Source organism: Pedobacter sp. 05T44, assembly GCF_056395985.1.
The window spans coordinates 407621-429706 of sequence record NZ_JBFTKO010000002.1 but is presented as its reverse complement, the minus strand read 5'-3'; the positions used below and the strand labels follow the sequence as shown (position 1 = coordinate 429706).

The 22086-nt window shown below is 40.5% G+C and carries 13 protein-coding genes; 5 read left to right on the top strand and 8 right to left on the bottom strand.

The window, feature by feature from the left end:
* Positions 1 to 125 precede the first annotated feature (125 nt).
* The gene (locus AC1DDK_RS06360) at positions 126 to 755 is read left to right on the top strand and encodes a DUF6266 family protein (protein ID WP_172660172.1); all 630 of its coding nucleotides are present in this window, start codon (positions 126 to 128) and stop codon (positions 753 to 755) included.
* On the opposite strand, the gene AC1DDK_RS06355 is transcribed toward AC1DDK_RS06360, so the two are convergent.
* The 3 genes from AC1DDK_RS06355 to AC1DDK_RS06345 all read right to left on the bottom strand — a co-directional run bounded on the left by AC1DDK_RS06355 (position 742) and on the right by AC1DDK_RS06345 (position 4028).
* On the bottom strand, positions 742 to 1041 hold the full coding sequence (locus tag AC1DDK_RS06355) for an RNA polymerase sigma factor (protein ID WP_172660171.1): 300 nt from the start codon (positions 1039 to 1041) through the stop codon (positions 742 to 744). The two genes, AC1DDK_RS06360 and AC1DDK_RS06355, sit on opposite strands and share 14 nt — an antisense overlap.
* A 149-nt stretch (positions 1042 to 1190) precedes the next feature.
* The gene (locus tag AC1DDK_RS06350; protein ID WP_172660170.1) at positions 1191 to 2381 is read right to left on the bottom strand and encodes an alginate lyase family protein; all 1191 of its coding nucleotides are present in this window, start codon (positions 2379 to 2381) and stop codon (positions 1191 to 1193) included.
* Positions 2382 to 2390: 9 nt separating this feature from the next.
* Positions 2391 to 4028 (bottom strand): right-handed parallel beta-helix repeat-containing protein, encoded by a 1638-nt coding sequence (locus tag AC1DDK_RS06345; RefSeq protein ID WP_288879212.1) that lies wholly within the window; start codon positions 4026 to 4028, stop codon positions 2391 to 2393.
* Positions 4029 to 4500: 472 nt separating this feature from the next.
* Here AC1DDK_RS06345 and AC1DDK_RS06340 point away from each other — a divergent pair, with 472 nt between their 5' ends.
* The 4 genes from AC1DDK_RS06340 (at position 4501) to AC1DDK_RS06325 (ending at position 12061) form a co-directional block, all read left to right on the top strand.
* On the top strand, positions 4501 to 7791 hold the full coding sequence (locus tag AC1DDK_RS06340) for a SusC/RagA family TonB-linked outer membrane protein (RefSeq protein ID WP_288879211.1): 3291 nt from the start codon (positions 4501 to 4503) through the stop codon (positions 7789 to 7791).
* Between the two features lie 21 nt (positions 7792 to 7812).
* Positions 7813 to 9588 (top strand): RagB/SusD family nutrient uptake outer membrane protein, encoded by a 1776-nt coding sequence (locus AC1DDK_RS06335; RefSeq protein ID WP_172660168.1) that lies wholly within the window; start codon positions 7813 to 7815, stop codon positions 9586 to 9588.
* A gap of 39 nt (positions 9589 to 9627) precedes the next feature.
* On the top strand, positions 9628 to 10665 hold the full coding sequence (locus tag AC1DDK_RS06330) for an IPT/TIG domain-containing protein (protein ID WP_172660167.1): 1038 nt from the start codon (positions 9628 to 9630) through the stop codon (positions 10663 to 10665).
* 97 nt (positions 10666 to 10762) lie between these two features.
* On the top strand, positions 10763 to 12061 hold the full coding sequence (locus tag AC1DDK_RS06325; RefSeq protein ID WP_288879210.1) for an alginate lyase family protein: 1299 nt from the start codon (positions 10763 to 10765) through the stop codon (positions 12059 to 12061).
* 174 nt (positions 12062 to 12235) lie between these two features.
* On the opposite strand, the gene AC1DDK_RS06320 is transcribed toward AC1DDK_RS06325, so the two are convergent.
* The 5 genes from AC1DDK_RS06320 to AC1DDK_RS06300 form a co-directional block, all read right to left on the bottom strand.
* Positions 12236 to 13873 carry a thioredoxin domain-containing protein gene (locus tag AC1DDK_RS06320; protein ID WP_288879209.1) on the bottom strand — a complete coding sequence of 546 codons (1638 nt, stop codon included), beginning with the start codon at positions 13871 to 13873 and terminating at the stop codon, positions 12236 to 12238.
* Positions 13870 to 15789 (bottom strand): glycoside hydrolase family 97 protein, encoded by a 1920-nt coding sequence (locus AC1DDK_RS06315; RefSeq protein ID WP_288879208.1) that lies wholly within the window; start codon positions 15787 to 15789, stop codon positions 13870 to 13872. The genes AC1DDK_RS06320 and AC1DDK_RS06315 overlap by 4 nt, the downstream gene beginning before the upstream one ends.
* Positions 15779 to 16345 carry an RNA polymerase sigma factor gene (locus AC1DDK_RS06310; RefSeq protein WP_172660164.1) on the bottom strand — a complete coding sequence of 189 codons (567 nt, stop codon included), beginning with the start codon at positions 16343 to 16345 and terminating at the stop codon, positions 15779 to 15781. Before AC1DDK_RS06310 ends, AC1DDK_RS06315 begins: the two co-directional genes overlap by 11 nt.
* Positions 16346 to 16539: 194 nt before the next feature.
* Positions 16540 to 20694: a hybrid sensor histidine kinase/response regulator transcription factor gene (locus tag AC1DDK_RS06305; RefSeq protein ID WP_288879207.1), complete on the bottom strand. Its 4155-nt coding sequence runs from the start codon at positions 20692 to 20694 to the stop codon at positions 16540 to 16542.
* Between the two features lie 95 nt (positions 20695 to 20789).
* On the bottom strand, positions 20790 to 22016 hold the full coding sequence (locus AC1DDK_RS06300; protein WP_477611809.1) for a glycoside hydrolase family 88 protein: 1227 nt from the start codon (positions 22014 to 22016) through the stop codon (positions 20790 to 20792).
* Positions 22017 to 22086 lie beyond the last annotated feature (70 nt).

The following is a 22086-nucleotide window of genomic DNA, read 5'->3' as shown; positions in this document are numbered from 1 at the left end:
ACAGGGAGGTAACAGGGACATAGTAGGGATAAAATCCTTTTAATATCCCTATATAGTTCTAATCAAATTTTTATTTATAAAAAGATATTAATATATTATATATCAACCTTTTAGCAATTATAATTATGGCAATTATCAAAAACGGAATTTTAGGAGGATTTAGCGGAAAAGCGGGCACTGTTGTCGGTTATCAATCAAAAGAAAGAAGCCTTATGCGTGGCAAACCAAGGCTTAGAACAAGCCCACCCACGCCAAAAGAATTAATAAACAGAGAAAAATTCGCCTACGTGCAGGCATGGCTACAACCACTACTTGAATTTTTACGTGTTGGATTTCAGGGATATGCAGCCAATTTTGAGGGTTTTGTAGCTGCAAAATCTTACAATTCTAAAAATGCGCTAATTGGGATTCCCTCCTATTTCCAGATCAATCCGGCCCTGGCATTGGTAAGTTTTGGAGATATGAGCCAGGCCACCACTGCAACAGCCGTTGCAGAAAGCGGAAATGTAATTAGCTTTAGCTGGACAGGTGGCAATTTTGCTTATGACGACAGAGCAATGCTGGTGGCTTATGACATAACCGGTGAGCGGGCAAAATTTAATACCGCATCTGAAAGAGCTAAGGAAGGATTTGCCAAACTTAAGATGGATGAAAGTTTTGTTGGAAAACAAGTAGATGTATATCTGGCCTTTGTGTCGGAAGATAGAAAACGACGCAGCAACAGTCAGTACCTTGGGTTGGTTACTGTTTTGTAAGTGTTGCTTCTATTTGCTGGCTTTTAACATAATTGGCGATCATTGAGCGGACAGACTTATGAAAATAGGCCTTAACATCACTAATGCTTCCGATCTGTAATTTGTTATGCCAGAATTTGACAAAAAATTCGACTAATAAATCATCTGCAACACTTTCATTTTTGATTGTCTTAACCGTATAACTAAATAAATAAGGATACAATGATTTGTGAAGCAAGGCAAAAGACTGCTCTTCGCCTTTTATTGAGTTATCCCACAACTCCGTCAATTCATTAACTTTTTGCATGTTTAAATATTTGGCTTATTCAAACTTACAAAAGCTAAACCTGTTTAGCTAACAATAAACAAGTTTTATTCATTTAATAAAAAAATAGCATAAAAAATATCAAAGTCACATAAAAACAATTACTATTATTAAAAATATTAACGGTTTTATTATTTATCTGGCAAGCTTTCCTTAAGCGAGAAAAATAAAGTTCCAAAACCTGCATTATCTGCATTAAACCCCGCACCTTCGGGTCTTAATTTATCTGCCGCAGCCTTTGTATATTTATACTGTTCAGCTGGTATTCCCTTTACCCTAAAGGCATAATGATTATACACCTGTTCAAAAATAGAGCGGAGGTTGCCCCTACCATTGGTAGAAATTGTGGATGCAGGAAACCGGCCGCTAATATCCATGTGGGGTTCAAAGGGTACATCTTCACCTAAATTATATTTGGCCGTGTATTCGAATCCTTTTAAAAGTCGGTTATCTGAGAATTTATACATGTCCAGGCCCTGATTCCATCCAATTTCGCACATCTCAGCAAGGTGACCAATTCCCAACATACTGTGTGGCTGATCGCGGCCGCTCTCTTGACCCTGCCCGGCTTCATTGACAATGTAATGCAAAAGACTCCCATTTCCAGGGCCTCTGTAAAAAAAATCTACTGCCTTATCAAACATCTCATGATCATCATTAAAAACTGCAATAGACATCATACCTTTCATACAAGCTAAATCCCAGTTTCCATGTGCCCAAAGCGCAAAATATTGGATGGGAGGATAAAATACATTACTAAACATGTCCTGGCATTTCTTAATTTCTGCCTGCGACCATTTAGGATAAGTGGCACGCATAATTTCGGCAGCACTGGCCATTTTAAATACATTCAACCCTGCTCCAAGCTCTACATCGGTACCATCAAAGATTTTAAAGGTATCAGACCAGGCATTGATAATCCGAACCGCTGCTTCTGCATGAGCTTCATCTCCGGTAATTGTCCACATCAGTGCATTCTGATAAGCAGCACATACATCCTTTTCAAGATTACCTATGTTTTTCCCGGCTCCCGTTAGCAGACTTCTTTCTGCATGTGCCGCTGCGCTTGGCTTCCAGCTGGCGCTAGAATAAGGACTTTGTTTAAATTTTTCAAATCCGCTCTTCCAGGGTTCAATTCCCCTGGCTACCATATCCTTCATTCTTAGCAGGTCGGAAGACGAATGCAGCAGGCCAGGATGTGTAAAAGGAGCCGGATGATAAGCTTTCGGCTTTTCCAATTTTAATACCTGTGCATTACTCATTGATGAAATAATCACTAAAAAAGTGCACATGAAAATTCTGGCAAATAAAAATCTGATCATTGTATGTTGTTATTTTAACAGTAAAAATGAATTAGGCAGTTTCGGATTTCCGTTAGGATACTCGATATACTGCTTACTTAAAGCAAAAAAACCGATGAAATCTGCATTAAATTCGGGATGTGTTGTTACGTTCCCCTTCAGGTTAACTTTAACATTTGCACCACGCTCAGTGTGTATCAAATGGAAATTGGCATCATCTACAAAAGTGTTGTAATCTATCTTGCATCCCGTACAGCTTTGGGTATCCAGCTTTTGTTTTACAAAAACATTCCCAAACCAGCGATGGTCTATATTGAGAGAAGGAATGGTTTGTTTGATGACTAAAGTATGGGGCAGATAATTACTTGTGGCCACCGATTTCCCTGGCTGACGTTCATTGGTAAAACTACAATTGTAAAACAGGTTTTTGATAAAAACATTCGCTTCACTGGCGAGCATTTTGACACCTGATTTTCCGGCCTGATTTCCCGAAGCAAGCACATTGTTGTCGACCAGCGCCGGCCCATGGCTGTTGAAAAGATATATTGCATCAGCCCCTGTATCAGAAATTATATTTTCGCTGATCCGCGTAGCCTGAAACAAGGGTCCCAGATAAATACCAAAACCTTGCTTTCCTTTGATCTGGCGGATTAAGTTCCCTTTAATCACAGCGTCTATGGCCACTGCCAATCTGATGCCGGCAGATTCTGTGCCTGTGTACAACCCTTCGGTATTGATCTTTTCAATCAGGTTTCCATTTATCAAACTTGCAGCGCCTCCCGCTAAACCAAAAATTCCTGCCTGGCCGCAGTTTAATATATGGTTATTACGAATGACGTGATGACCAACCTTTTCGATTTCTTTATAATTGCTGAACTCCGGGTTTCTTGGGCTGGCTTCAGGATACGTTTTACCGGTATTACCAATTGAGATACCCACGCCACTGCAATTGTCTACGGTGCAGTTTTGGATGATCCAGTGTGTTCCTCCACCCGTCTCAATTGCTCCTCCCTGTTTTCCATAGATGCTGGAAATGGCGCTCACTACCTGACTCACATGAATTCCATCTAACGCAATATAATTTACATTTTCCAAAGCTGAAATTCCGGATGACCTTACGGGTATTTCGGTAAGCGATTCGTTGGGATTGCTTTTACCAAAATTTGCTTTGATCATAACTTTTCCACCACCGTTTTCTGCTATCCAGCTTAATACAGCTCCATTTACGTGTTTAAGCTCATTCTGCTGCTGCATTTTTACATTATTGAAAAAAATAATGCCTTTAAACGATGACGTATCTATAAGCAATTTCCAAATGCCGTTTTTTTCTTTGGTCCAGCTTTTTGCCTGTTCAGAGCCTCTAATGCTTACGGTTTCGCCTTTAGCGGCTTTTATGGTAATCCTTTGTTGTTCAGATGCCCCACTCCTATTTAATACTACGAGTTCCCTGTACATACCTTTCCGAACAATCACCTGGTCCCCTGGCTCTGCTTTTAATATAGCCTGGCTAATAGTCAAAAGCGGCCGCGCAAAGGAACCATCGGCAGAATCATTTCCGGATTTGGATACGTAAATCAACTTACCAGAGCCTGGTGTCTCCTGAAAAAAAGCATTAACCAAAAAAGATTGGGCAAGGCAAAGACTAAGAAACAAAACAATTTTTTTCATTTAAAATCTAGTTATAATGATATGACAACATAATGGGCTTTTTATACTCATTGGCTCACTCATCATGCTGACCACGAAATAGCTGCGAAGCAAAAAATTATCAATGACAGATTGTTTAAAACTGTCGTCATCTCGAACGTTGTGAGAGATCTCTTGAACTGGCAGAACCAAGGGATCTCTCACAACGTTCGAGATGGCGATGTGCCTTGCATGACGAAATGTACCCATATGTTATTCCCACCACGGCAGAAATAAAGCTAACAAACTATAATTTATATACAAAACACACCAATAAAATCTGGCAAGAGAGTATTGAATGGAAAGTGCTGCGTCTATAGATAAACCACTTAAACCGAGCGTATGAAAAGGATTCCTTAGGATAAAGAGATTTTATGTTAATTAATCTTGCCGCAACTATTTAGAATAGGAAAGCGGTCTTTTTATTTTTCCATTTAAAGAACCAAATAAATTTATGAAACTTCACTTACAAAATTCAACTCAATGGAGTAAGATTATGAGGGTTGGATTTGGTCAGATGATTCTATTTTCATCATTGATCAATCTAGCCTATTCTAAATCCTCTAACACTCATAACACCCCTGATAGCTTTTCGGATCCCCACTATGCTAGTATAAAGGGCTTAAAAAATAACAGCAGAAATCATTTTGCAAAAATGGATCAGGTAGTGTCGGGTACTGTAACCGATGCCAAAGGAGAAGCAATTCCGGGAGTATCTGTTAAAGTTAAAGGCACCAATCTGGGTGCGGTTACAGATAAAAACGGAAAATTTAAGTTAACCGTACCAAATAGTATAAGTATTCTGGTTTTTAGTTCCATTGGGTTTGAAACGCAGGAATTGGCAGTTAATAACAAAGAAGTTATTAATGTGAAACTAAAAGAAACAAATGATGTATTGGATGAATTGATAGTTGTAGGTTATGGAAAGCAAAAGAAAGCGACACTTACAGGTGCTGTAGAAACTATTGACCGCAAAGTGTTCCAGGATCGTGCTGTAACTAATGTGGGTCTGGCATTGCAAGGTCAATCGCCAGGACTGTTGGTTACCCGTAGTTCACCCCGCCCTGGTAACGAAGGTTTAGCATTCAGGATTCGTGGGAATTCTTCTGTGAATGGTAGCGATCCATTGATTATTGTGGATGGTGTCCCTGTTCTCAATTCCTATTCCTTCCAGAATATGAATAGCGATGATATTGAGAGCATTTCTGTTTTGAAAGATGGGGCCGCAGCAATTTATGGTTCACGGGCTTCCAATGGTGTGATACTGGTAACAACTAAGAAAGGAAAAGGCAAATTACAAGTGAATTACAATGGTAATGCGCGTTTTAATACCAACGGTATTACCGGTTATTCGCCCAATATGCAGCAATATGCTTCAATATGGCTAGCGGCAAACAAAGAAGAAGCCGGACCAAATTACTGGGTTTGGGGAAATAAAGAAAACCTGGAGAAAATGCAGCAAGGTGTGGAAGGCAGATATGATCTTTTTGGAACAGATTACTATATCTTTAATGCTAACCGATTGGATGAGATGTTTGCCACGCGTTATTCTCAACAGCATAATTTAAGTATTTCCAGAGGTACAGACTCAACAGGATATCGTCTGTCTGTGGGTTATGCAAACAACAGAGGAAATTTAGCTACTGCTTATGACGGACAGAAACAATACAATCTTCACTTTAACCACGACTATAAGCTATCTGATAAATTTAAACTTGAATCGAATGTTAGTTTGGTTAATACCAATACCAGTACACCTTCTGTTGGGCTAGACAATACACTTTATGCTTACGACATGCCTTTTTATCCAGCGAAAAATCCTTTCGGGCAATGGTTTGCTACATTTAACGGAATTGACGGGGGTGCCAACAGAAATGCAGCGGCTATGACAGCTGCCGGTGGGCGAGAAAATAAAAATTCACTTACCGGAAGAGTGGACGTAACCGCCACCTATCAGATTTTTAAGGATCTTGCCCTGGAAGGTTTGGCATCTTTGCAAAACGAGAGATTTAACTCAGAAAGATATGTATTACCTGTGCAGTTGTACAATTGGTATGGCACGCCCACAGGGATTGGTTTAAATACCGGAGGTACAAATAACACTTACAATACTTATGCCTGGCAAGGGCTTTATCAATATTACTCGGCATTGTTACGTTATGAAAAAACATTCAATGGTGTACACAATATATCGGCGGTAGCAGGCCTCAATGCAGAAAAAAGCAACTCGCAACAGGTAACGGCTAACCGTGTGGGTTTTGAAGACCAGGGCGTTTATGATATTAGTCTGGCCGGGTTAGAAACGCAAACAAACAGCGGAACCAAGACCCAAAATGGCAGGTTTTCATACCTGACAAGATTGAACTATAATTATGCCGAAAAATATTTGGCGGAATTGATAGGCAGAAGAGATGGTAACTCCAGGTTTGCCTCAGGCTATAAATTTAAAAATTTCGGATCTGCACAATTGGGATGGGTATTTACCAAAGAAAGTTTTCTGACGGGCATTACGCCAGTACTTAATTTCGGTAAAATAAGGGCTTCTTACGCAACTACTGGAAATGAGGCATCTGGCTTGGGTGCTTTCGATTACCTGTCGACCGTCAATATTGGCTCTGCTGTTTTAGGTTCGCCTGCTGCACCACAGTCATCAAGTAGTTTGAACAACAACGGACTAATTAGTTATACCCGCACATGGGAAAAAGTAGAGCAAAAAAACCTGGGTATTGATCTGGAATTTTTTGACAGTCGATTAACTACCAACTTTGATATTTTCGAAAAAAACAATATTGGGATGCTAATCAATGTAAGCTATCCTTCTGTGTTAGGAGGTAACGCACCAAAAACCAATAGCGGCAAATTCAATACTAAAGGCTGGGAATTTGTTATAGGCTGGAAAGACACAAAAGGTGACTTTAGCTATAATTTCGCTTTTAACATTGGTGATACAAAAACCTTGGTATCGGGAGTTGAAGGTGCTGATAGTTATAACGCTGGTAGAAACGGAATCGTAAACGGGCGCCCATGGCAATCCTGGTTTGTTTACAAAACAGATGGCTACTTTAAAAACCAGGCAGAAGTAGATGCATATTATGCTGCCTATGGGTCTAGTACAAACCTGGCCAACATGCCTAAAAACAATCAGGCAGTAGCTTTACGTCCTGGTGATACAAAAAGAGTTGACGTTGCAGGAACAGGTAATATTACCAATATAGGTAACGAAAAAAGCTCTTTGGTATATGCCGGTGATGGCACACCACATTTTAATTTTGGTTTCAATTTGGGTGGTTCATGGAAAGGGTTTGATTTAAACGCTTTCTTTCAAGGTCAGTTGAAACAGAATATCATGCGCAGCGGTTACATGGCTTATCCATTTGGTGCAATATTTACGAATCAGAATCCCGCATTTCTGGGAAAGACATGGACAGAGGGCAATCAGGACGCATTATTTCCTCGTTTAACAGTTAATGGAACCAGGGCTAAATGGAATTATGAAAATAATGATTTTATGTTGCAAAATAACCGATACATCCGTTTAAAAACGTTGATCGTAGGTTATACTTTACCTCAAAGAATTACGGAGAAGATAAAACTATCCAAAGTAAGATTTTACTTCTCAGGAAACGACTTATGGGAAGCAACATCTGTTAAAGATGGTTTTGACCCGGAAATGGGCGAGTCTTCTATAAATAGCGGTTATCCGTTTGCAAGAACGTGGTCGTTCGGTTTAAATGTTGGATTTTAACAACCAGTAATGATTAAAGCAATGAAAAAGATATTCAATTATATAACTATAGGGGTACTTGGCTTCAGTATTTCTGCATGCCAGAAGGATTTTATAGACCTGGACCCTACTGCACAATATACAGATGCAGTATATTTTAAGAAGTCCGCAGATTTTAAAGCATTTGCGGCCGATTTCTATGGCCAGCTACAGGGATGGAGTTTTGGTAATATGGACAATAGCTCAGATCTGTCTGCAAATTCCAATGGAAACGGTTATGATATTGGTTATGGCACCATCGTAGTTGGCAATAATGATTGGAATTATTCCGGTATCCGTAACTGCAATATTTTGCTTGCAAAAGCAAGTACCTATGCAAATGCAGCAGAAATTAGCCAGTATGTAGGCGAAGCTTATTTTTTTAGAGCTTATGCTTATTTTGGTTTACTTAAAACTTATGGTGGTGTACCAATAGTAACAACTGTATTAGATATAAATTCGCCTGAATTAAAGGCAAAACGCAATAGTCGTTATCAGGTGGTAGCACAAATTTTAACAGATTTAGATGAGGCTATTGCAAAATTACCTATTGAGCAAAACATAACGGCCACAGATAAAGGAAGGGCAAGCAAATGGGCAGCCAAGGCTTTGAAAGCCCAGGTCCAGTTGTATGAAGCTACCTGGGAAAAATATGTAGGGCAGACTCCTGATGGAGATGGCACAAGCAAAGGTGCCGGCACAGCCGGATACGACCCTGGTAATATAAACAAGTATCTTACAGATGCTGTAGCCCAATGCGAGGACATTATGACCAATGGGGGTTATGAATTATGGAATAAAAATGCCGATTCAAAAATGGCAAATTCGAGTTCATGGTATTTGTTCAATCTTGAGGATGCAGGGTCTAATCCAGGTGGGTACGACAAGACCTCTAATAAAGAATTCATTTTATATCGGACTTATGATTATACCTATAGACAGGCAAGACTAAACATAACCTGGACCTCGGGACAATTATATCCAAGTCGCAAATTTGTGGATATGGCGGTGTGTACAGATGGATTGCCACCGGCTAAATCGCCTTTGTTCCAAGGGTATCATACCGCAGTTTCAGAATTTCAGAATAGAGACAGACGTTTATTGAACTACTTGTACGCCTCCACTACCGCACCCGCATCTGTTACACTGGACTTTGGAGGCTTAGGGTCAAGTGGCTACGGAAACAGCAAATATGCGGTATACGGATATGGTTCAAGAAGGATTGACAATACTGAATCTGCCAATTGGCCAATTATTCGACTGGCAGAAATTTACCTGACTTATGCAGAAGCATTAGTTGAATTAAATGGTAACATCACTGATGCACAACTGGATGCTTCTATAAATAAATTAAGAGATCGTGCTGCAGTAGCACATTTGACCAATGCATTGGCCGGGGCTAACGGTCTGGATATGAAAGAAGAAATCAGAAGAGAAAGAGCAGTGGAGTTATACCGCGAGGGCAAGCGTTTTGATGACTTAAAACGCTGGGGCATTCTGGAAGTCTCTTTAAATGCTTCTCGATTGGGAAGAGTTGTAGGAGATGCAAGTTATGCCACACCATTTAAAGATGCTTCGGGGCAGCCAACTTCTCTTTATAAACCTACCTCGTATGTATGGGGAGAAGAGGCAGTACAAACGCCAAAAGGGATGCTAAAAAGCGTTGTGGTTTCCAGTTCGGCAAACCATTCTCTTGCACCAAAACATTATTTATATCCTATACCTGTAAACCAAATTATTTTGAATAAGAATTTGCTTCAAAATCCTGGTTATAACTAGTAGGACAGACATTGGATTATCATTAGATCTTTAGAAATTATGAAAAAAATACAAGTTTATAATATATTGAGTTGGTTCGGTATCCTCTCCTTTTTCGCGATTTTGTTCGCTTCCTGTGAGAAAGATCCTAACTTCAGAGAATTTAATTATCCTGAACTAACTGTAAATGATTTTTCTCCGGCTGCAGGACGGCCCGGATATCAAATCACCATTAACGGCACTAATTTCGGAGATGTTAAGAAAGCTGTTACTGTTTATTTTAATGGTGTAGCGGCTACTCAGGAGGACATCATCAGTGTTACCGACAAGCAGATCGTAGTAACTGTTCCTAAAACTGCCACCAGTGGAAAGATCTCTGTAAAGGTTTGGCAATTTACCAAAGAAGTGGCCGGTAATTTCACCTTTATACCCGGTGGAGAGATTATTAATATTTCGCCTGGGTTCGGTCTGGAGGGTTCATTAGTTACCATATTGGGTAAGAACTTTGGAACCATAGCAAGTGACATTAGGGTTACTTTTGGTGGAGTTAATGCCGAGGTGATCTCTGCAACAGATGCGAAGATAGAAGTAAAAGTACCTGTTGGAGGCCTTACCGGCACAATAAAGGTTTATATAGGCCTACAGGAAATTGAAGGTATTTATTTCCTGGTTGGTGAGGAGAAAATAACAGGAACCATTATTGGAACACCCGGCTCATGGAGCAATAATCCTGCTACAACAATTGCAGCTGCGTTTGATGGAAATATAGCAACTTTTGTCGATGGTGCTGTTGCATCGGGATATCTCGGTTTTGATTTGGGAGCCGCCGGGAAAGCGAAACTAAACAGGATGCGTTATTACCCTAGAACAGGTAATGCCGCAAGAATGAATGGCGCCCGGGTGTATGGGACAAATGATCCTGATAAAATAGGGACGACAAATGGTGACCTTTTATACACCATCACAACAGCCCCTGCTTATGACTGGAATGAGGCAGCCATAAACAGCACAACTAGTTACCGTTATCTATACCTGTATTTTGCTACCGGAAACCTGAATGTAAGTGAGCTTGAGTTCTATGGCGTAAAAGACAATTAAAACCTAAAATTAATACTCCCGGGTTTGATAAATGCAAGCCCGGGAGTATTTTTTAAAGTATACCCGTGGTAATCCCTATCAATTTTAAATCTCAATTATGAAACTATTTACTAACCTGGTTCTGCTTTTTGCAGGATCAATATTTCTTTTAAACTGCAGTAAGAAAGATGCTGCTAATCAAGTACCAGACCCAACAGATCCACCTCAGGGTACTGCTTTATCTATTGATACACTGGCGCCAGGCGCTCCAATGAAACATGTTGGAGGATTACACACCGCAGCAGATTTCGCAAGAATAAAAACAAAGCTGAACGAAAATGCACAACCATGGCTTTCAGGATACGATAAACTTCTGGCAAATTCACATGCACAGTTATCTTACACGCCAAATCCTCCTGAAAAATTGGTACGGGGTGGCGGAAGTGCGGAAGAACCAGATTCTGATAATTATTCAAGAGCCTTTAATGATGTTGCAGCTGCCTATCAGCTGGCATTGAGATGGAAAATTTCCGGAGATAATACATATGCGCAAAAATCCATTCAAATATTAAATGCCTGGGCAAGTACCTGTAAGCGCATCAGCGGCGATTCAAATGCACAATTGGCTGCCGGCATCTATGGCTATCAATTTGCATTGACCGGGGAATTGATGAGGGATTATAGCAATTGGCAGGCAGCAGATTTTAAAGCGTATCAAAAATGGATGACAGACGTTTTTTATCCGATAAACAAAGATTTCTTAAATAGACACAACGGCACTTGCGATTCCCATTATTGGGCAAACTGGGATATGTGTAACCTGGCTTCTATTATGGCCATTGGTATATTAACAGATAACCGGTCAATGTATAATTATACCATTAACTATCTACAAAGGGGAAACGGCAATGGCAACTGGTTTAAAGCGATTAATTATGTGTTTGATGGTGAAAATGCGGGTTTGGCGCAATTGCAGGAAAGTGGACGTGATCAGGGTCATGCTACACTGGTAATTGCGTTAATGAGTACAATTTCCCAAATGGCATGGAACCAGGGCGACGATTTTTATGGTCTTGATAATAACCGTTTCCTTAAAGCTTGTGAATACACTGCCAAATACAATGTAGCGAGGCTGGGAGTTCCTTTTCATGAATATACCCGTCTGTGGGCAGCAAATTGCGCCCAATCAGAGGTACACAAGGTAGTAAGTGACAATAGCCGGGGCACGGTTCGTCCGATGTGGTCTGCCGCCTATTTTCATTATGCGAAGATTAAAAAAGTTGCTGAGTCTGAAGCGAGGTATACGGCTTTGGGTGTACAAACAACTTTACCAGAAGGAGGCGGAGGTGACTACGGACCAAACAGTGGGGGCTTTGACCAGTTAGGGTTCGGAACATTAATGTACTCTTTACCTTGAGGTGTTTCTGTTTACATTGATGTGTTTGGCACACAACGCTATAACACTCGCCGTCATCTCCTTTGATTAACCAAAGGAGATGACGACAACTTTAAAACGGCAACGTTAAATCACCGAGCGTTAAAACGGCGAGCATTAAAACGACAGTTTAAGACAACAGCTCTAAGACAACAGCTAACGCGTAATCCAAAAGGTATTTATAACAGGAGCTGCAGTTTGCAATTTGGGTTCATTGCTGTTTCCATATTGCCAGGCCACAACAGTAACTTTTATAGGAAAACGACTACGTGGGGGAATTTTAAAAAAATTCAGGCGATTACCTACAATTTCTGCGGGGCCATCCTGCACATAGAAATAAACAGGCACATTTGCATCTGAGCTGGCTTTAAGTTCAATCCCGTTTTTATTTGCAGACTGATCCGGAATAGGTAAAAAAGTAAGGTGCTGCTTCCTACCGGCAGTATTCATAGGAGGAACAAGCATTTGGGCCTGTTGCACAGCTGGCCTATACTGTTCATCTCCTGGATGGCTAACGGCAAACCACAGCTCATAACTATGTGGGTTTTGCCAGAATCCCGACTGAGGCTGAATTCGAAAAGTAGTGTCATTAAACCTGATCATCGGGCCTGTAATTCTTCGGATCACGATTGATTCCGCATTATTTGCGTGCCCAATACGCTCACCAGCAGAAGCACCTGCCCATATAGCCGGACGGGGGCTTCCCCCCGGTATAGTATCGTAAAAAGCTGTACCTAATTTAAACGTTATCCCATCTGGCAAGGGTTCAAATTTCAGATTAATCTGCTGATGTGTATTCTTTTGTTCAACTTTTTTCCCATTTTGCACATAGGCAATAAGCTGAACTTTTTTATGGCGATACCTACCCTGATAATCCATAGTGGCCTTTGCCATTTCCTCATCAAAATACCAGAAGGCTTGCGCAGGATCTCCTTTGTACCGACTCACTGGCGCCGCTTCTGCCTTTGGAAGCTCATCCCTACTCCACTTATCAACCAACCAGCCTGTTTTAGTGGGATCTACAGATCGAAGTCTGGTTTGGCCAGTACCTTCGACCCAACGGTACTGCATTACTTTCTTTATGTATAGCGCAATATATTTACACTTTTCAGGGCTACTTGCAAAATGCCCCTCTGCCGGACTTGCCAGCATACTTAAAGGCAGCAGCGGATGTGTTGCTCTTTGCTTTAATCCTTCTAAAGCCACACTTTCAGCAGCCTCATACTCTCCCATGGTTTCCAGGCAGGGTATAAAATCTATATTTCTAGTTCCCCAGATATCCGGAGCAAAAACGGGATGGCGAAAATAAGGCCATTGGCCGCTAACTGAAATCGCAGCAAGTGCTCTTTCAGGATTCCACGCAGCCATGTAATATGGAGCGCTGGCGGCAGCAGAATGCCCCATTCCGATAAATGGAGCATTCCGCAATTCATCATAACCAGATACCTCGGCCAGATCATTCATAACATCATTGAAAACAGTTCCTGCCCCCTTACTAAAATTAAAAAAAAGGTCATAGGCCGGACTAATCCAGACCTGGGCGATACCTAGCTTACCCATAGCTTTTCTGAATTCAGGATCCTCCAGAATGGAATGCTCTTCCATGTTGTTCTGCGAAAAAATAAAAGCTTTAACCCTTTTACAATCGGGCGGAATCCATAAATAAGCCCTGCAAGGCTTATCGTTTTGAATGGTCTTCACTGCCACTGACCATTGCCAGACGGCTCCTTTGACAGGAATTGATAGGATCACAAAAAAAAGAACAATCAGGAGGTCAAACTTGGTTTTCATCATTTAGTAATTTCTCTTATCCAGATGGCCTGCCCACCAGATGGAATTAAATCTGTATCAATTATGGTTTTATGATCTACCGGTTTCCTGGTTACCCTTACTTTAGTAGCCGTTGCAACCGAAGGATCATCTGAATAAATACTGGCAATGTATTTTTTATCCTTTGGTAAAAAATTTAAAGGTATTTTAAGCTTACGTGCATCATTGTTGGTCAGCGTTCCAATAAACCAGTCCTTTGCTTTTCTCCTGGCAATAGTAATGTATTCACCAGGATTTCCTTGTATGACCTTGGTTTCATCCCAGGTAGTCGGGATTTTATCCCAAAACTCCAGTTCCGGTTCATCTTTGGAATGAGCTGGCTTATCGTACCAATATAAGGTTTGTAAGGGACTATAATAAACTGCCGCCATTGCCAGCTGATGGGCATGAGTAGTTTTGATTCGCTCGTCGTAATAACAAATGGTATAATCCGCTGCTCCGGCAATGTATCGGGTAAATGGCATAATGGTATTGCTGGTGGCATCGGGCATTTCCTCATTTCCTCTGATGCCTTCTGAAGTCAAGAGATTAGGCCATGTACGCTGTTCCCCTGTTGGCCGCCAGTCATCATGAATGTTCACCATGATATGCGCATCTGCAGCCTGCTGAATGGCTTTTTGCACCCATGTTGTCCAGCGATGAGACCCCACTTGTACAAACCCAAATTTCACCCCTTTCACCCCCCATTTCTCATAAACCTTAAACAAACTATCAGATTGACTATACAAACCCTGAAGGTTTACATACAGCCAAACACCAACGCCTCTTTCTTTCCCATAATTGATAATATCAGGAAGGTCAAAATCCGGAATGGCCACCTTAGTAGCATCAGATTTAAAAGTAAATGATGGCCCGTACCATTTCCAGTCGAACAGGATATACTGAAGGTTATGTTTTACCGCAAAATCAATATTCGCCTTTGCATCTGCAGTGGTCTGGGTCATTACCCTGATGATCTTGCCCGGCTTAATCCAGCTTTCATCCTTTATCTTTGATGGAGTATTAAGGTTAAGCAGCAAGTGATTGTTTTGTATGAGATCTCCGGGTTTTTCTGCTACCATTACGACTCTCCATGGAGTACCAAATGGCGAGATCAGATCTGCAGGAGTATACATGGAAGTTTGAATGGTATTGGATTTTACAGTGCTCAGTTTGAATTTTGTACGTGCATAATCAACCATCTGCGCCTCAGCAAGACAGGCATATAACCCATCAGGCAGTTCCAAAGTTAAAGGTCTTTCTCCCTCATCCGGCCAGTTCTTTAAAGGCAATAACCGGTAAGGTGCCTGAGCCCATGAAGCATGCCAGGCATTAGTTCCCTCGGGCAATGAAAATTCGGTATTCTCAGACACAATCCGATAATAGGTTCCCTTCTCATTCTCGGGAAAGAAATACCGGAATGCGGTGCCTTCATTATAAGCACGTATTTCTATGTGGATGGGATAAATTGGATTGTCTTCTTTTACTGCTTGTATCGTGATGGCCTGATAATGATCTCTGATCTGGCTACTCTCACCGGTTATGGGCGTCCATGCTGTATCTTTAGAATTGCGAACAATTCCGGTTATCTTCAGGTTTTCAAACCATTTTTCGCGCCGGTCAACCTTTAACGCCATCGCCTGCTCACTTAAATGATTGTCTAACTGTAAATCCAATAAAGATTCCAGTATAACGGGTTTTCCTTTAAAATTTACCGTGTAATACATCGCACGGGTACGGTCGGTTAATTGTTTCTGATAGAATGTTATTAAGATATTTTTATCCGGAGAATACAATTGCTGAAGAGATCCTGAAACCAGTTGCTGTGCCCTAACAGAACTAAAGAAACCAGCCAGAGCAACAACAAAGGTTAAGAGTGGTTTTAATTTTCTAAGCTGCATAAATATTGGAAAGTAGACAGGTTTCACGTAAAATCTGAACTGCACGGTAAACCTGATTAACTACAGATTGATACTTTATCCCCGTGATTTCTGATATCTGGTTATAATTAAGGTCCTGGTAAAAACGCATATGAATGACCTCGCGTTGTTTCAGTGGTAAATTATTAATGGCCCCCATCATTACCTCTTTTAACTCCACATCCTGCTCCCTGGAAATAATGGCATCTTCATTTGAATATTCAAATTCTGCAAAAGGCATTGCCTCAAGCTTTGATGCTTTCAATTGGGATTTCCGGATGTGGTCCAATAAGGTACAGCGGGTGGAACGGTAAAAGTAAGCTCGGACATTAGTGATTTCACCTATCCTCACTCTGTTTTCCCAGAACTTAATAAAGAGTTCCTGCAGAAGGTCATCGACCAGATCAGCATCCTGAATCGTGGTAAATGCATATCTGAATAAACCCGGATAAAGTGCTTTGTGAAGTAAGGCAAAAGATCCTTGCTCACCATTCCTGGTCTGATCCCATAACACCATCAAATTGTCGACTTTGCTCATAAGAATTACATATTTGGTTACTGCAATGTTTGGTTTGCAACAAGCCTGAGCAGAAAGATTTTCAGCTCTGGTTTGCCGTAAATTGCAGTTACGAATATGGTTTGGAATAAAAAAAAGGAAGGGTACAAACTCGTAATTAAGGAGTGTATTTTCGCCAAATGGCGTTTTTTAACCTAAAAGAGGGCTATTTTTTGCTAATCTTTGAATTTATAGCGCTTATTAAAAGACTTGCGGTGTTTCTTTATGAACTCAGATGGGTTGGAATGAAACAATTTAAAAAATTGTTTGCTGAAATATTTAGCATCATTAAACCCGGTTTGAAAAGCCGCCTCGTTTACATTACAATCTGTATTGATCATGATCCTTGCTGCAGTACGCAAGCGGATGAAACGAATAAAGGAACTTACGGATTGTCCTGAAATTGACTTTACCCGTTTGTACAAATTGGAATGGCTCATTCCGATCTCCTCTGCAAGGGCCTTAATTCCAAAGTCGGCATCATTTAAATGCTGTTCAACAATGATGATACACTTTTCCAGGAATTCTTTATAAGCTTCGGATATGGTCAGGTTATTTGATTGAAGCGTAATCTCATTATAAAAATACCGCTGCAGGTTATTCCTGTTTTTCAAAAGATTTGCCACACGGGCCACCAGGTATTCTTTTTCAAATGGTTTGCTGATATAGTCATCAGCACCACCCTCCATACTTTTTAGCTTTATGTCTGCGGAAGCACTTGCGGTAAGTAATATGACGGGAATATATGATAATGCGGGGTCATTCTTTATCTTTTCACAAAACTCTATTCCATCAATGCCCTGCATCCTGAAATCAGTAATGATCAGGTCAGGTAATTTCTCTGTAGCCAGTTTCAGTCCATCAGTCCCGTTTTCCGCTTCATAAAGCAGGTAATCTGATTTGAATACACTTTTAATATAGGTTCTGATATCTGCTTCGTCATCAACTATTAAGATACTTTGTTTATCACTAATCAGTTCTACCTCTTCATCTGCATTAAACTCATCTGAAAATGCATCCACTTCGCCAAGCATTTCATTAAATAAGACGGATTCACCCTGATTATCCAGGTCTGCGATAACCTCCGGAAAATGCGATTGTCCTTTTAACAATGAAAGGTAAAATGAGGTGCCGTTACCCAGCTCACTGGTATAACTTAATTGCCCACTATGCAGGTCTGTAAATTGTTTGGCCAGGAATAAACCAATTCCGAAGCCCGGTTTAGCGGAATTATCTTTTCGTATGGCCTGGTAAAAACGTTCGAACAATTGATCGCCTGCATCGGCAGGAACACCAGAACCGTTATCTTCCACTTTAATGAGTACATCTTCAGTTGTTTCTGTTACTTCGATCAAAACGGCACCACCGGAAGGGGTATATTTTAGTGCATTCGATATCAGGTTAAACAAAACAATTTCCAGTTTCCCACGATCAGCAAAAATTTCCAGTGCTTTATTTTCGAAGATAAGCTCGTACTGAATCGCTCTTGAAGCTGCTTGCTGGGTAAAGCACAGATATACCTCCTGACACAAATCATATAAGTTTAATTTCGAAACCCTAATATGGTCAAACCCCGCTTCGGCCTTTCTAAAAAGCAAGAGCTGATCAATCAGACTCAGCATTCTTCTTGCATTTCTGTGGATAAAACCGAGTTCCTTAATGTCCTCAGAAGATCGGTTTTCTGACTTTTTCATCAAATCCTTAACAGGATTGATGATCAGGCTTAATGGGGTTCTGAACTCATGGGAAATATTTGTAAAGAAAGACAGCCTTTTTTCATTCAACTCTTTTTCATTCTCATTAATTACACGCTCTTTTTCATGTTCAAGACGTTCTTTTTCATGTTTTGCCACTTCCGCTTCATACTCGGCTTTTTTGCGTTCTGCACTGAGATTTGCTATTTTAACTTCATAAGTAAGTTTAGTTTGTCTGGATTGATAGAGAAAATACAGATACACTAAAGCCGCAACTGCACTGAAGTAAATTAGGTATGCCCACCAGGTACGATACCATGGTGGCAATACAACAATCTTTAAATTGATTTGCTTACTGTTCCAAACACCCTCGATATTGGTGCTTTTTACTTTAAAAACATAACTACCCTCATCCATATGGGTATAAGTAGCTGTGCGCGAATTCCCTGCTTTATTCCAGTCCCTGTCCCATCCGTCCATATAGTAGGCGTACGAAATCTTATCGGAGGCAGAATATTCAAGCGCAGTAAATTCAAAAGAAAACACTGCCTTATCATAAGGAACCTTAAGTTCCAGAACCCTGCCACTCTTACTTTCTTTTACAAAAGAAGGATGCTGTTCAACTGGTACATTATCAATGTTGAGTCCTGTTAGCAACAGATTGGGCGCATTGTTAACAGGGACAATACTTGCAGGCTGAAAAATATTAAATCCCTTTATCCCCCCAAATACCATCTCTCCAGATTTTAGCCTCAGACTTGAATTGATCTGAAACTGGTTACTTTGAAGACCGTCACTCTGATAAAAATTTGTAAACTCCTTTTTTGCAATGTTAAATTTAGAAATCCCATTATAAGTGCTGATCCATAGATTACCCTTCTGATCATCGAGCAGGCTGAGTACGGAATTGTTACACAGTCCATTTTCTGTGGTATAACGTGTAATTATTTTACCCGTCTTTCGATCAAAAAGCAAAAGACCACCACCTTCTGTACCAATCCAGAAATTGCCACGCGCATCCTCATTAATTACCCGAACCGTATAACCAATATTAAAGAACTGGTGTTTTTTACCCAATTTGTCGATTTTCACCAGCTGGTTCAGATTCCCTCCCCAAAAAACACCTCGGGCATCCTCATGCAATACAAACAGGTCGGTAAGTTTGGTATCAAAGAGCTCAAATTTATTTTCGGTGCGGTTTAATCTGTATAAAGCTCCCAGTAAACTGCCGCGGCGCAAAGTAGCTGCCCATAAGGTATGGGCACGATCTTCGTATAAGTTGAACACAACTTTACTTTCTATTCCGGTTTGAGGATTAATACACTTATATCTCTCAAAAGTTTGGGTTGATCTGTTGTATCGGTTTAATCCGTCGGCAAAAGTCCCCAGCCAAACATCCCCCTTATAATCGGAGATAATAGCGGTAATAAAATTTCCCGAAAGGGATTTTGGATCTCCTGGAATATTTTGATGCTGAACAAATGAGTTTGTTTTTCTGTTCCAGATATTAAGTCCTGAGTTTTCAGTACCAATCCATAGCTGATCCTCCTGATCACCGTAAAAGGCTGTAATGGCACTCTTTGCCAGTGACTTTTTGTTTCCAGGCTCATTCGCGATTGTTTGAAATTTCTTTTTATTCGGATCAATGATGCCCACCCCGATAAAAGAAGTTCCGATCCATTTCCTGGACTCCTTATCAATATAAATAGAATAAATCATGCTACCGTCCAGAGCATTTTTATGATCTGCCGTTTTCAAAGATTCTATTTCCGAACTGGAACCATTAAGGAGATATATCAGTCCGGCAACTGTCCCAATCCAAAGATTTTTTGATGAATCAAACTTAAGTGTAGATACTGCACTACTAATTGGCACATTACCCGTAGCAAACATCTGTTCCACGCCATTGTGAAGCATATCATATTTAAACAGGCCGTTATTTGTTCCAATCCAGATATAGTTGCCAAGAATTTCCATGCAAAGCGACATACTAAGGGAAGTGTTTATTAGTTTAAGCTTGCCTGAATGCTCGTCCAGCACGCATAACCCAAGATTTTGAACAAATACCCAGAGCTTTCCCTTCTGATCCATTTTAAGAGATTGAACTCCATATGACCTGGTTTCTTTTCCATTTACAACTAAGGGAATCTGGTCTGCAATAAGTTTATCGGCTTTGCATAAGAGCAAGCCAAGGCCTTCAGACCCGATAAAAACATTTCCTTTGGCGTCTGCCTCAATATCTTTGATCACTTCCCTTATGGTGTCCGTACCTTTGGCAGAGTGATAAACTACGGTATTGAATTTTCCGGAAAGCTCATCGTAGACGCTAATTCCCTGGCGGGTTCCAATCCACAAATGATTTCTGACATCACTGGTTATGACATGAATAATGTTATGCACCAAAGAATGCGGATCATTGAGCTTGTTTCGAAATACTTTAAATCCATATCCATCATACCTGTTCAGGCCATCGCGGGTACCAAACCACATAAAGCCGTTGTGGTCCTGATAAATGGAACGCACCAGGTTATTGGACAAGCCATTTTCTATCCCCAAATAGCTCACAGGAGGAAAATCCGTTGCCTTTAGCCCTGTTAGGCTAAAAAGAAAAAGCAATAAAATCAGCGAAATCCTCACCCCTGTTCAGTTTATTAATTCAGTAGCCTAAAATAGGCAGATTATATCTGCATCCGGCTAATACTTTTCAAATAAAAGCAGTTCTGTAAACGCTTTTATTTCAAGGCATTCCTAAGATTTAAGCCCTTTTGAAGCCTTTGAAGCCTCAATAAGGCTTCAAGATAATAATAATCTGCATATATAATAGAAGCATCAACTTCAGATCCGTTGGGTTTATGTCCCGTTGAATGTAAAAGAAAAGCACTATTCTTTTGTCTGCTCTGGTACTGTACTGATGATAAAGAAGTTAGCATTTGCTCTGCTTTATCCCTATAGGTGTTTGCCTTAATTTTATCCTTGGTAAACGTTGAAAGTTCCAGTAAAGCTGAAGAAACAACAGCTGCTGCAGAAGCATCTCTTGGGGCTTTTGGAATAGCAGGATCACTGAAATCCCAATAAGGAATCAGATCGGCAGGCAATCGCTGCAAGTAAACATCAGTCACTTCCTGAGCAAAATCTAAAAATAAAGGGTCTTTGGTTTCCCTGTAACACATAGTATATCCATATATAGCCCAGGCTTGTCCGCGCGCCCACATGGAATCATCTGCATACCCCTGATGGGTTACACCTTTTATTTTTTTACCGGTTTCTTTATCGTAAACCACTGCGTGATAAGAAGTATAATCCAGTCTGAAATGATTTTTCATAGTAGTTTTGGCGTGTGATACAGCGATATCATAGAGCCTTTTATCACCTCCATTTTTTGAGGCCCAGAATAACATTTCCAGGTTGATCATGTTATCAATTATGGTATTATGCTGTGGCCATTCCATATTGGGAACTGGTCGTGGCCAGGATAAAATGGTGCCTACCTTTGGATTGAACAGGGTTGCCAAAGTATCAGCAGAGGCGAGTATGATCTTTTTATAGTCAGGATTCTTTGTTAATCGATAACCATTTCCAAAGCTGTTAAAAATCTGAAAACCGAGGTCATGATCAAATGCCTTCCTAGTAGAAAGTGGTGTAAGCTCGCGCGAAAATTTATCGGCCTGGGTTTTAAATTTCTGATCATGTGTACCTTCATAAGCATACCAAAGTATTCCGGGACAGAAACCACTACACCAGTCCTGATAGTTAATGAACTGCCATTGCTGCTGACCAGAAAGAATGCTTCTTGGTATATTTTTCACACTATCTGCAGGAAGCTGACTAAGCGTTTTATGGATTTGTGAAGTGCAATAGGCAATGGATTGCCTGGTGTTCAACTGCCCAAAACTGATCTTGCTGCCAAGAACAACTACCACTGTGAAAAAAAGATTTCTGAAAGTATTTATTGTCGTCATACACTAGTGACACTTAAATTTATCAGTTATACTCAGAAATAAATAAATTTTAGAAAATTCTAATTACAAG